This is a genomic window from Bradyrhizobium sp. WSM1417, assembly GCF_000515415.1.
Lineage (GTDB): Bacteria > Pseudomonadota > Alphaproteobacteria > Rhizobiales > Xanthobacteraceae > Bradyrhizobium.
Genome location: NZ_KI911783.1, coordinates 5806246 through 5818627, shown reverse-complemented (window position 1 = coordinate 5818627; position 12382 = coordinate 5806246). Strand labels below are relative to the sequence as shown.

Sequence of the window (12382 nt, the reverse complement as noted above, 5' to 3'; positions counted from 1 at the left end):
CGCCATCCGGTAACGGCGAGCATCGCTTGGAATCATACGGGCGAATGTGATCCAGTTCACAAGTCCAAAAATTTAGGCGGCGCCGACTGCTCAGCCGCGCGAGCGCTTGCGTGCACTGGCCTGGACGCGATGCCGTGCAGGTTTCCTGCGGGTAACCGAGGGAGCCTCCGCCTCGGTCGCTCGGGCGCTGGCAAAGGATTGCCGCAGGCCGTCGATGGACTCATTGAGTGTCGTGACCTGCTCGGACAGACGCTTGGTGTCGGCCTGCTGGAATGCGAGCAAGCGCTTCACACTCTGAAGCTGGTCCTGCACGACCTGGAGCTGGTCAATCGATTCCTGCTGGGTTGCTTCCAGCCCCTTGGTCTTCTCGACCAGTTGCTCGGAGGCCTGGGCGGTGCGAGCCTGCAGCTGCCGCGATGCCACCACCCGGTCGGTCTCGGGGGCTGAGCCGGTATAGGCGCGCCAGATCGCGATCGAGGTCACGCCGGCGATCAGCAGGAGGAGGGCGGCGGCGGTCAGCGCGATCGGCTGGGCGCCGAGGCGAAGAAGCGGGTTGGACGGTGCGTCCTCTGCGAGATCGATCATCGCTGACAAAACCCAAATTGAAACTTGGTGAGTGGCGAAGACCGGCAACCTCAGGTTACCGGGGGTCCCGAAAGCGTTACGTTTCGGCAATGAATGGGACCAAAAAGAGGCCAAGAGCAAAAAAACCAACAATCATGAGGCCTTGAGGCCTCCGAACGCCCGTCAGGGGCAAGAGATCAGGGCTGAAACGGCGAAAACGGACCTGAATAGGTCTTGGATCGGGGCGCCGCATAGGGTCCGAGCCGGGAGGTTTTCAGTCCCAGTCGCACCAGTGATTCCGCAAAGGTCACCGCGGCGGCGACGCCGTCGATCACGGGCAGGCCGTGAGTGGCGGCGAGTTCATTGGCGAGATCGGCCATGCCGGCGCAACCGAGCACGATGGCCTCTGCGCGGTCGTCGCGGATCGCGGCTGTGATTTCCGTGGAGATTTTTGCGAGCGCATCGGTGTTGCGCTCCTCCAACGCGAGCACCGGCATCTCGGCAGCGCGGACGCGGACGCAGCGATCGGCGAGGCCGTATTTCCGCAAATTATGTTCGATCGGCACGATGGAGACACCGAGTGTCGTCACCACGGCGAAGCGCGCGGCGATCAGGCTCGCCATGTGGAAGCCCGCCTCGCCAATGCCGATCACGGGTGCCTTTGCCGCGGCGCGCGCGGCGTCGAGGCCGGTATCGTCGAAGCAGGCGATGATGTGCGCGTCCGCGCCGTCGCGATCGGCCTCGCGGATGCAGCCGAGCATGCCGGGCACCGCGAACGCCTCGTCGTAAAATCCCTCGATCGAGACCGGGCCCATCGCGGGCTGGCGCGCATCGATCAATGTGTCGGGCAGGGCGACGCTGCGCGCCGCAGCGGCGATCTTCGCCGTCATGGACGCCGTGGTGTTGGGGTTGACGACGTGAAGCCGCATCAGATCAGACAAGCCCTTTGCCGGCGTCCGAGCCTTTGGCCGCCTGCCGCTTGTTGAGCATGTGGATGGTGCCGAGCGCAAGCGCGATCACCGTGAACGAGACGGCCGAGATCACGGTGCCGAGTGCGTAGATGTCGGGATTCGTCACGGTGGTGGTGAGGCCCTGGAGATCGAGAGGCAGCGTGTTCACCGCCCCGATCGCCTGGCTGGAACGCGCGAGTTCGTCCCAGGACAGCGTGAAGCCGAACAGTCCAATGCCGATCACGGAGGGCAGGATGATCGGCAGCACGACATGACGGAAGGCCTGCCACGGCGTCGCGCCGAGATCGCGCGCGGCTTCCTCGAGCCGCGGGTCGAAGCGGTTGAAGATCGCGAACATGATGAGCAGGCCGAACGGCAGCGTCCAGGTCAGATGTGCACCGAGGCCCGAAGTGAGCAGGCCCATCGAGGTCTCGAAATTCTCGTTGAAGGTGCCCTTGATCAGATCGTCGATGATGCGGAATTCGAGCGAGATGCCGAGCGAGGTGATGATCGAGGGCACGATGAGGCTCGCGATCGCCGAGTAGAACAGGATGCCTTGCGCTTTGAACTTGCGGCGAAACGCCATGCCGGCGGCAACCGACAGCACGACGGTGACGATCATTACAATAATGCCGAGCAGCAGCGAACGGCGAAAGGCCGCGCCGAGATCGACGATGCCGGTGCCCTGGAACAGTTTTGCGATCCAGAAAGTCGACACGCCGTTCATCGGGAAGGTGAGGCCGCCCTGCGGCCCCTGGAACGACAGCACGTAGATCGCGATCATCGGACCGTAGAGAAACAGCGTGTAGGCCGCGAAGAAGATCGCAAGCACGTAGAAAGAGCGCGGGCGTCCTTCCTTCATGCTCTAGAGCTCCTTCTTGATGTCGACGATGCGCGACATCATGGTGATGATCAGGAACGTGATGACGAGCAGGATCACGGCGTTGGCGGCGGCGGCCGGGAATTGCAGCGCGTTCACCCGCGTTTCGATAATCTTGCCGGCGGCCGCGATCTGCTGCCCGCCCATGACGCCGATGGTGATGAAATCGCCCATCACGATGGTGATGACGAAGATCGAGCCGATCACGATGCCGGGCTTGGCGAGCGGGATGATGACGTTGACGAGCGTCTGGAAGCCGGTCGCGCCGGCGTCATAGGCGGCCTCGATCAGCGATTTGTCGATGCGCACCATCGAATTGAAGATCGGCACCACCATGAAGAAGGTGAAAAGGTGCACCAGCGCCAGCACCACGGAGAACTCGGAGAACAGCAGCCATTCAACGGGATGGTTGATCAGCCCCGTCTTCACCAAGCCTGAGTTGACAAGGCCATTGCGCCCGAGCAGCGGGATCCAGGCAATCATGCGGATCACGTTGGAGGTCCAGAACGGGATCGTACAGAGTAGCGACAGTCCCATCTGCCAGGTCTTCGACTTGACGTGGAAGGCGAGGAAGTAGGCGACCCAGAAGCCGATGAAGAGGGTGATGACCCATACGAGGAAACAAAGCTTCAGCGTCTTCAGATAAGTCTTGGCGATCGTGCAGAGATCGGGAAGCTGCGCGATGCAGCCCTCGAACGTGTCGGTGTAGCCGCGGCCCGAGAAGGCCGGCAGCAACTGGTATTCGTTGTAATCCCAGAACGAGACGATGACGACGAAGACGAGCGGGATCAGGAAGAAGGCGAGGAACACCAGCATCATCGGCCCGGCCTGGAGCCAGGAGATGAAGGAGGGCGACAGCCGCGCCGCTTTGCTGCGGCGCGCCGTCTCCGATCCCCGGACCAGGTCCGGGGATACCTGTTGCAAAATGTCCTCCGACGTGTCCATCAGATTACGCTGCGATGAACTCGTTCCACTTGCGGACCATGTAGTCGTTCTCGTCCATCACGGCGTTCCAGCACGCGACGCCGCCCATGCGGTCCTCGTAGGAGCCGCCGTCGCGCACGGCGCCGGCCTTTTCCAGCAGCGAGCCGTCGGGCGCCTTGATGTCCTTCTCGGCCGCCTTGCCTTCCATCCAATAGGCCCACTCGTAAGGCTCCATATGCGCCTTCGCGGTGGAGAGCACGGCTGAGTAGTAGCCCTGGCGGTTGAGATAGGCGCCGGCGTAGCCGGACAGGAACCAGTTGACGAACTCATAGGCCCATTCGAGCTTCGCACCCGAGACGCCCTTGGAGACGCAGAAGCCCGAGGCCCAGGAGCGATAGCCTTCCTTGAGCGGTTGGAAGGTGCAGGCAATGCCCATCGAACGGACCTTCGTCACCGCCGGCGACCACATCGACTGGATGACCGTCTCGCCCGAGGCCATCAGGTTGACGCTCTCGTTGAAGTCTTTCCAGAAGGCGCGGAACTGACCGGCCTTCTTGGCCTCGGTCATCACCTTCATGGTGAGATCGATCTCTTCCTTGGTCATGTTGCCCTTGTCGGCATATTTGTACTTGCCGGTGGCTTCCACGACCATCGCGGCATCCATGATGCCGATTGAGGGGATGTTGAGGATCGAGGCCTTGCCCTTGAACTCAGGGTTGAGCAACTCGGCCCACGAGCTGATCGGACGCTTGATGATATCGGGGCGGATACCGAGCGTGTCGGCGTTGTAGACGGTCGGGATCAGGGTGACGAATTCGGTGGCGGACGTCGCGAACTTCTTGGAATCCTTGCCTTCGAGATAGAGCACCTTCCAGGGCGCGGTGCCCTGGCCGCCGATCTTCTTGCCGCCGGGAGTGACGCCCTTGGTGAAGACCGGCGTGATGTTGTCGAATTCCTTGATCTTCCTGGCGTCGAGCGCAAGGATGTTGCCAGAGGGCACGATCTTCTTCAGCGCGAAATATTCGGTGTCGAGCACGTCGAAGGAATTCGGCTGGGTCATCACGCGCTTGGTGACGTCGTCGGTGGTCGCGGTGATGTATTCGATCTTGATGCCGGTGTCCTTCAGGCATTGCTTGGAGATCTCGTCGCCCTCGTTCACGGCGGTGCCGAGATAGCGCAGCACCTTCGGCTCGGCCGACATGACATAAGGGAAGCCGGTGATGGCGCCGGAGCCGGCGGCAAGGCCGGCGAGACCCGCGGTGCTCTTCAGTAGCGTGCGGCGGCTAAGGCCCTTCTTCCTGGTCGTTTCGGTCATATCACTCGCTCCTCTGTTGCGCATTCCGGTGATTGATCGGCGCTATTGCAGACGTTGCGCCTTGGCGGGATCCCAAATGGCCAGCACGCGATCGCCCGGCCGGAACTGGTGGACGTCGAAGGCGGCCTCGGGAAGGTGGGAGAACAGGGCGGTCCCGTCTTCGAGCGTGAGCGAGACGGCGATGTAGGAGCCCTGGTACTCGGTCTGGGTCAGCAGCGCCGGCGCGCCGAAGGCACCGTCAGTGAACGGCACGATGCCGAGCTGATCGGCGCGCACGGCGATGAGTTTGCCTGCGTCGCTGAGGACGTTGTGACCGCCGATGAAGCGCGCCACGAATTCGGTGCGGGGATGATGGAAGATGTCGCGGGCACTTCCCTGCTGCTCGATTCTGCCCTGGTTCATCACCACGATGTGGTCGGCGAGCGCCATCGCCTCTTCCTGGCCGTGCGTGACCTGAACGAAGCTGATGCCGAGCTCGCGCTGCAGCCGCTTCAATTCGCCCCGCATCTTCACCCGCAGGAACGGATCGAGCGCAGAGAGCGGCTCGTCGAGCAACAGGATCTGCGGCTCGGTGATCAGCGCGCGGGCGAGCGCGACGCGCTGCTGCTGGCCGCCGGAGAGTTGCGCGGGGAGGCGGGCCGCGTAGGGCGTCATCGCGACCAGCTCGAGCAACTCGCCGGCGCGCTTGTGCCGCGTCACCCGGTCGATGCCGCGCATTTTCAGGGCAAACGCCACGTTGTCGAGCACGGTGAGGTGCGGAAACAGCGCGTAGGACTGGAACATCATCGCCGTGCCGCGTTTGGCGGGTTCGAGATCGGTGACGTTCTGCGGGCCCAGGATGATGTCGCCTTCGCTGACCGCCTCGTGGCCGGCGATCATGCGCAAGGTCGAGGTTTTGCCGCAGCCGGAGGGGCCGAGCAGGCAGCAATAGGTGCCGGCCGGGATCTTCAAATTGACGGTGTCGACCGCCAGCGTCGTGTCGTAGCGCTTGGTGACGGCGACCAGTTCGAGGGCGGCGGGAGTGGCCATGGCGTGTCCGGGGCGAGGGCGATGCTGCGCCTCTCTCCGCAAGGTCCATGCCAATCCCGCTTGAATCGTTCTCGGCCGGCCGAATTCCAAAACAGTACAGCGGAGTCAGATCGTTAGATTGAATCGCATGGGTCTGGGTGGCTCGCTGCCTTCGCAGTTGCGTGCACACAAAACAGGCGCGAATTGTATAAAGTTTCGCCTGTGATTGGATACAGCTGGTCGATTAGGATTCACCGCCATCTTCGACGATCGAGTCCTCACCCCCATGGCCGCCAAGTCCCGACCGAAATCCGACGCGCCAGATGCGAGCGATCGCGTCAGCCGCATCCGGGAAGGCGTGACTGCGGCGATCCTCGAGCATCGCCTGCTGCCCGGCACGAAACTCGGTGAGGACGAGATCGGCGAGATCTACGGCACAAGCCGAACGCTGGTTCGCACCGCGCTGCAACAGCTCGCCCATGAGGGCATCGTCAACATCGAGAAGAACCGCGGCGCCTTCGTCGCGCGGCCGACGCCTGCGGACGCCCGCGAAGTGTTCGAGGCGCGCCGCCTGATCGAGCCGACGATCGTCGATCACGCCGTTGACGCGGTGTCGCCGGCCTGGATCGGGCGTCTCCAGCGGCATCTTGCCGAAGAGCGCGAGGCGGAGCTGCGTGGCGACGCGCGTGCTTTGGTCCGCCTCTCCGGTGACTTCCATCGACTCGTCGCCGAGATGAGTGGCCACAGCATCTATCTCGGTTTTCTCAAGGAGCTGATTGCGCGCTCCTCGCTGATCATCCTGCTCTACCGCCGGCACGACACGCCGGCCTGCGGCACCGATCATCACGCCGGGATCGTCGCCGCGATCCGCAAAGGCGACAGGGAGGCCGCGCGCGCGCAGATGTTGTCGCATCTGAACGAGATCGAGGCCGAGCTGTTCCTGAAGGATCCCGCCGCCGACGAGTTGCGGCTCGCGGATGTGCTCGGGGACTGACCTCCAGGAGGTGTCCGCACCCGGGCGAGCGCGGCGGCGGCTATTGCGGCTCCAATCCGAGCGTCTTGATCGACTCGAGCCAGATCGGCCCTTCTTTTTCGTAAAGCGCAAGCGAGGACGCGCGATCCATGGCCGGCTGATCGACGCCGAAGGCATCGAGCAGCTTCTGCACGCGCTCCGTCTTGCCGCCTTCGACCATCAGCTTGGCAAGTATGTCGATCCGGTCTGCCGGCATCGCAGCGGGCGCCACCAGCGCGGTAAAGCTGATGAGCTGGAAGACATTGCCGGTGACCCCTTGTTCGGCAAATGTCTTGGTCTCGGGCAGCTTCTTCATGCGCACCGGTGTCGGCACGGCAATCGGGCGGCCGATGCCGGTATCGAGCACCGGAAGCGCAGCCTGATAGCTGCCGACCGCCGCCTGGATCACCCCGGCGGCCAAATCCTGCCACATCGGCGCTTCGCCGCGGTAGTGCACGATGGAAATGTCCAGACCGAATTGCCGGTTGAGCTCGGCGATCGCAATGTGCGCGAACGAGCCGATCCCGTATGAGCCGGCCGTGACCTTGTTGCCACGTGCGTACGCGACGAACTCTTCGATCGTCTTTGCATTCGTGGCGGAATGGACCACCAGCGGCAGATGCCCCGAAGGCGTCACCGCGACGATCGTGAAATCCTTGTCCGGATCATAGGCCAGCGATTTCAGCAGCAGCCGGTTACCGAGCAAGGTGGACGAGATCGTATACATCAGCGTGTAACCGTCGGCCGGGGAATCCTTTACCGACTGTGCTGCCAGCGCACCGCTGGCTCCGGTTTTGTTTTCGACAATGACCGGCTGGCCAAGCTTCTGCGAGATATAGTCGCCATAGGCGCGGGCGAAGGCATCGGTGATGCCGCCTGCCGGCGTGGAGACGACGATCTTGATGGCCCGGGTCGGCCAGGCCTCGGCCCAAGCCGTTTCAGAAGCGGCTATCGTCAGGCATGCAATCGCGGCAGCCCAAATTCTCGCGGATGTCCGCACTTCGGCCTCCCCCTTTTCCCTGTGTCATTGGGCAGCCGGCAGCCACCGCAACGAGGTGTCACACGGGCAAGGAGGAGGGTCAAGAAATCAAAATATCGTTTCACTGTGTGAAATGATTATCGCCGACCTGCAGGAGAACCCGGCGCGGCAAGCTTGGCGCCGAGCGCCTCCGCAAGTGCGGAAGCGACTTTCTTCATCGGAGGTACGAAGCGCCGCACGCCGTCCTCCAGACCGACCGCCTCGCGAAGCATCATCACGTTCATGCTGCCGAACAGCCGATTCCGCAAAACGACGGGTACGCCAATCGCCCACACTGCGCCGCCGAAGACGCGGCGGCTGTAGGTCTCATCCATGACCGCGAAGCCGGCGTCGCGGATCGTGCGCAGCACTTTGGCAAGCCTGACGGGATTGCGCGCCAGATCGTTCCAGGGCTCGGGACCGAGGGCAAGGCGAGCGGCAATGCGCTCCTGCTCGGCGGGCTCGCAGAAGGCGAGATAGGCGCGCCCCATCGAGGTGCCGAGAACAGGAAAGCGAAAACCCGGCGGACGGCTGAACAGCAGCGATCCATCCACGCGCGTCGTGTGGGCGATGACCATAGACTCCTGATCGAGCACGGCAATGTCTGACGGCCAGTGGATCTGCTTGCGGAATTTGTTGAGGATGGGTTCGGCGATGCCGCCAATCCAGGTCGGCTCGTCATAGCCTGCGCTCAGCAGCAGCGCGCGTCCCGTCGGCGCGTAGCTGGCCGGCTCGGTCCGGCGCACCACATAGCCTTCGTGCTCCAGCGTCTCGAGCATGCGGACGATGGTTGCCTTGTTGAGCCCCGTCGCCTTGTGCAGCGAGCCGACGGTCGACTGCCGTTCCTGGTTGATCACCCGCAGGACTTCGAGGCCCCTGGACAACGCGATGACGGGACGGAACGACGTCATGGCAGCTCCTTGTGATTGCCTGTGCCGCTAGCCGATGAAGCAACCGGAGGGACAGGGCAGCGCGCTCGACGCCATCGCTACCGATTGCGGGAAGGCTGGCATGAGTCAAGCTCGCTGACGCGTTCATCTCGGTTTCGAGAAGGGCGGGATTCGCAGACAATTCGATCGCTTGCTGCGCCCGGCGGCAATTTAGTTCCTGTGGTCAAGTCGCTCGTAGTCTCGTGTGGAAGTCGGGCGCTGCGACGTCACGTGACTAGTGCTCGCGAGCCGCACCGGCTATACGATGACGCTCTGTCATTGAACTGTCATGTACCTGTAAATGCTGAAGTCAGACGCAACGCCGGTTCGCAAGCATCCGAGCGCGCGGGATGGCAATCCTGCTGCGAAGGACAACAAGAGAACGCAAGTCGCAGCCGGCTTCTTCAGGCAGCGTGAACCCGCCGAGCTCGTCGCGGAACCTGGGATCGTCGAGGGCGCTGTGATCGATCAGACGCCATTGCATGCCGCGGAACCGGCAACGGAACCAATCCCGTCGAGCGCTGCGGCGCACGCCGCCGGCGAGATCGAACTCAAGCTTCTCGTCGATGCCGATCGCATGGCGCATTTCAACGCTGCGCCCGTGATCGCGGCGAACGCGCGCAACAAGGGCACGCGCAAACATCTCAAGTCCGTCTATTACGACACGCCGGAGCGGACGTTGCGTCGCAACGGCTTGAGCTTGCGTGTTCGTCAGAGCGGTGCGCGCTTCGTGCAAACCGTCAAGACCGATGCGGCGGACGATCCGCTGCGCCGTGGTGAGTGGGAGACGGGGGTACCGTCGCTTGCGCCTGATCTGGCTCTCGCGATGCCCTTCATTCCGGAGAAGCTTCGCGGCCGAGTGGAAGCGCGGCCGCTCGAAGCGGTCGTCACCGCCGATGTCCATCGTCATGCGCGGATGATTGACCTGCCGTCAGGCACGGTCGAGATCGCCTTCGACCGGGGCGAGTTGACGGCCGGCGACCGTTCACTGCCCGTGAGCGAGATCGAGCTGGAGCTCAAGAGCGGCAGCGCGAGCGCGATCTACGAGATCGCGCTGCGGCTTGCAGAGCACGGCGACGTAATGCCGTCCATCCGCACCAAATCGGCGCGCGGGTTCGATCTTGGCGCCGACAAGCCGCCCTCGGCGCGGCGTCCGCGAAAACTTCGTCTCGATCCGTCGGTGACATTGGACGAGGCGTTCGCGACAATCCTGCGTTCCTGCTTCCTCCATCTGCTTCAGTCGCTGCCGGCTGCCGAGGATGGCCGCAATCCGGAAGGAATCCATCAGCTGCGCGTCTCGCTACGCCGGCTGCGATCGGTGCTGGATCTGATGCGTTCGGCGGGCGTGTCGAGCAACGTCGATACGCTGCGAACCGAAGCCAAATGGCTGGCGCAGGATTTGTCCGCCGCGCGCGACTGGGATGTGTTCCGGCTCGAGACCTTGCCGACCATCGCGAGGGCCTGTCCGTCGATCGCAGGCTTCGATGCGCTGGGCCTGGTTGCGGCCGAGCGCCAGTCGGATGCCTATCGCAAGGCGCATGGCGCGCTTGAAGATCGCCGCTGCGCGATGTTCCTGATCGGCCTCGGCAGCTGGATCGAGACGCGGGGTTGGCGCAACGACGTCGCCGCGCAGGATCTCGGCCAACTCGCCGAACCCGCCGTCAATTTCGCGCAGCGCATTCTGTCGGAGCAATATGCGAAGGTGCTCAGGCGCGGCCGCCGCTTCAAGTCGCTTTCCGCCGAAGGTCTGCACCGCGTGCGGCTCGCGACCAAGCGGCTGCGCTATCTCAGCGAGTTTCTGCTGCCGCTGTTCGCGGACCGCAAATCCACGCGAAAATTCTCGCGCAGGCTGGCCGGCCTGCAGGAGCAGCTCGGCGCCTTCAACGACATGGCGGTGACGGCATCATTGCTCGACGGGCTCGGTGCCGAGCCCGACTGCGCCATTGCCGCGGCGGCGATTGCCGGGTGGCAGGCGCGCGCGTCGATCGGGAGGCAGCCTGCCTTGCAAAGCACGTGGCGCGATTTCACCGCCGCGCGCGTGCCCTGGTCGCGGCAGACGCCGCAGGACTGAGCGAAGTACATCCCCCAAAAAAGTTGCGGCCAGCCATTGGGGGATGGCTGGCCGCGCGCGAACCGGTCTGGGACGGGGAGGGGTGGGGATGTGACCGGGTCGCGTATCTCTTTCGTTTGTCTCTACTGATCTCTCGCGCTGGCGGTGGAGACCGCCGGCTTGGTGTCGCCGAGCGAGACCCAGACGTTGGGATCGCTCTGCGACTGGCGCTTGACGAAGCGGTAGCCGGTCTCCGTCCAGGCAACGACGTTCTCGTTCTGATTGTCGAGAACGAACTCGCCCTTGTCGGTCTTCACCGTCAGCACCGCGTGTCCTTCGCCCTTCTTGTCGCGCACGACGGTGATGAGCAGGGCCTCGCGCGGCCATCCGGCATCGATCAGCATCTTGCGCTTCAACAGCACGTAGTCTTCACAGTCGCCGTAACCGTCCGACGGCAGCGACCACTTTTCGATCACGCCCCAGTGCTCCTGGTCGGTCAAAGGCTTGACGGTCTCGTTGACCCAGCGATTGACCTTGACGAGGTCGCGCCATGCAGCCTGCGACATCACGATGTCGCGCGCTTGCGTCGGTGCGCCCTGGCACTGAGCGGCATTATCCGCACAGAACTCGACCCAGCCGATCGGCGCACGCGTGGTGTCGCCGAGGCTTGCGTAGAGCAGACGGCCTTCGCCGGCCTGCGCTGCCGCGCTCATTCCGAAGAGCATGGCGGCCAGCGCCATTCCCTTCCCCTGTCCCCTGAAATCAAACATTGCGGCCCCCGTTTCTTGTTGGGACCACATTGCGCAGGGAGCTTTTGAGTTGCCGCTAAGTCAGTCAAGTCAAGTCGAGACGAATACAAGTAAAATACGCGCCGAATTCGATCTATACTTGAGTCAAACTTGAATAAAAATCGATATGACTGCAATTGATTCAAATTTTATCGATTAACGCGCAAACGCTGGCGGAACCGCTGTTTGCACGCACCACAGTGCCCGCGTTAACCCGCGCGAGCCTCGTCACGACCCATGAAAAAGGCGGCGTCCGCATCGCGGAGGCCGCCTTCAGTACTGGAAATGCAGTGGTTTTGGTGCCTTCGCGCTTTACCGCGCGGTAACGCTCTCTTCGAGAGTTTCAATCGGCTGCGAATGCATGAACTCGAGCGCGAAGCCGTCTTCGAGGTTTCGGACGACGCGGCCCTGCACCCGGCCGAGCAGAACCGTCGATTTCAGCGGCGGCCGGTTCTCGGCGGCAATGGCTGCGCCCGACAGCGAGAGGTCGATGATGCGGCAGGTCATCTTGGTGCCGTCCTCGAGCGTCAGCACCGCGATCGGGTTACGCGGCACGATACGATCGTGGCGGCGGTCTTCCGGCAAATTGAGGATGTCGCGGTTGGCCAGCCAGGTCAGCTGTGCGGCGAGCTTGTCGCGCTTTCGCGGCGTCGCGCCGACCGTCATGGCGAAGCCATTGTCGATGATGCGGGTGATCTTGCCTTCGACGCGGCCGATATGGTCGAGATAGGCGACCACGCGGTCGCCGACATTGCCGATGCCGGGGGCCAGCAGCGCCAGCCCGCCCGGCGACATGTTGATCACCTGGCAGGGGAATTCCCGGCGGTCCGGCAGCATGTAGCGGCCGAGCAGGTGAACCTTCACCCGCTGGAAACGCCGACGTTCCTCGGCGGCCGGAAGAAATTTTTTGTGCGCCAACGCCATTTTCACAACCCGACCCCCCG

Annotated in this window: 12 protein-coding genes; 2 read left to right on the top strand and 10 right to left on the bottom strand. The window is 63.4% G+C overall.

Features of this window, described 5'->3' with window-relative positions; translation table 11 throughout:
• Positions 1–90: 90 nt before the first annotated feature.
• The 6 genes from BRA1417_RS0128610 to BRA1417_RS0128585 form a co-directional block, all read right to left on the bottom strand.
• Positions 91–585 (bottom strand): hypothetical protein, encoded by a 495-nt coding sequence (locus tag BRA1417_RS0128610; RefSeq protein ID WP_027518720.1) that lies wholly within the window; start codon positions 583–585, stop codon positions 91–93.
• A gap of 176 nt (positions 586–761) precedes the next feature.
• On the bottom strand, positions 762–1493 hold the full coding sequence (locus tag BRA1417_RS0128605; protein WP_027518719.1) for an aspartate/glutamate racemase family protein: 732 nt from the start codon (positions 1491–1493) through the stop codon (positions 762–764).
• Positions 1494–1497: 4 nt separating this feature from the next.
• Positions 1498–2376, bottom strand: a complete 879-nt coding sequence (locus BRA1417_RS0128600) for an ABC transporter permease (RefSeq protein ID WP_027518718.1) — start codon at positions 2374–2376, stop codon at positions 1498–1500.
• A gap of 3 nt (positions 2377–2379) precedes the next feature.
• The gene (locus BRA1417_RS0128595; RefSeq protein ID WP_027518717.1) at positions 2380–3339 is read right to left on the bottom strand and encodes an ABC transporter permease; all 960 of its coding nucleotides are present in this window, start codon (positions 3337–3339) and stop codon (positions 2380–2382) included.
• Between the two features lie 4 nt (positions 3340–3343).
• Positions 3344–4633 carry a PotD/PotF family extracellular solute-binding protein gene (locus BRA1417_RS0128590; protein WP_007602563.1) on the bottom strand — a complete coding sequence of 430 codons (1290 nt, stop codon included), beginning with the start codon at positions 4631–4633 and terminating at the stop codon, positions 3344–3346.
• Between the two features lie 42 nt (positions 4634–4675).
• The gene (locus tag BRA1417_RS0128585) at positions 4676–5662 is read right to left on the bottom strand and encodes an ABC transporter ATP-binding protein (protein WP_027518716.1); all 987 of its coding nucleotides are present in this window, start codon (positions 5660–5662) and stop codon (positions 4676–4678) included.
• A gap of 265 nt (positions 5663–5927) precedes the next feature.
• Between BRA1417_RS0128585 and BRA1417_RS0128580 the strand changes: the two genes are divergently transcribed.
• A complete protein-coding gene (locus BRA1417_RS0128580; protein ID WP_027518715.1) occupies positions 5928–6635 on the top strand; it encodes a GntR family transcriptional regulator in 708 nt (235 codons plus the stop codon).
• 40 nt (positions 6636–6675) lie between these two features.
• On the opposite strand, the gene BRA1417_RS0128575 is transcribed toward BRA1417_RS0128580, so the two are convergent.
• Together BRA1417_RS0128575 and BRA1417_RS0128570 are read right to left on the bottom strand one after the other, a co-directional pair.
• Positions 6676–7653 carry a tripartite tricarboxylate transporter substrate binding protein gene (locus tag BRA1417_RS0128575; protein ID WP_027518714.1) on the bottom strand — a complete coding sequence of 326 codons (978 nt, stop codon included), beginning with the start codon at positions 7651–7653 and terminating at the stop codon, positions 6676–6678.
• A 116-nt stretch (positions 7654–7769) separates the two neighbouring features.
• Positions 7770–8582: a helix-turn-helix domain-containing protein gene (locus BRA1417_RS0128570; protein WP_027518713.1), complete on the bottom strand. Its 813-nt coding sequence runs from the start codon at positions 8580–8582 to the stop codon at positions 7770–7772.
• A 319-nt stretch (positions 8583–8901) separates the two neighbouring features.
• Between BRA1417_RS0128570 and BRA1417_RS0128565 the strand changes: the two genes are divergently transcribed.
• Entirely contained in the window at positions 8902–10671 is a 1770-nt protein-coding gene (locus BRA1417_RS0128565) for a CYTH and CHAD domain-containing protein (protein ID WP_027518712.1), read from the top strand.
• Between the two features lie 122 nt (positions 10672–10793).
• Here BRA1417_RS0128565 and BRA1417_RS0128560 read toward each other — a convergent pair whose 3' ends face one another.
• Positions 10794–11420, bottom strand: coding sequence for a transglutaminase-like cysteine peptidase (locus tag BRA1417_RS0128560; RefSeq protein ID WP_027518711.1), 627 nt, complete (start codon positions 11418–11420; stop codon positions 10794–10796).
• 330 nt (positions 11421–11750) lie between these two features.
• The gene (locus BRA1417_RS0128555) at positions 11751–12362 is read right to left on the bottom strand and encodes a PilZ domain-containing protein (protein WP_007602573.1); all 612 of its coding nucleotides are present in this window, start codon (positions 12360–12362) and stop codon (positions 11751–11753) included.
• Between the last annotated feature and the right edge of the window lie 20 nt (positions 12363–12382).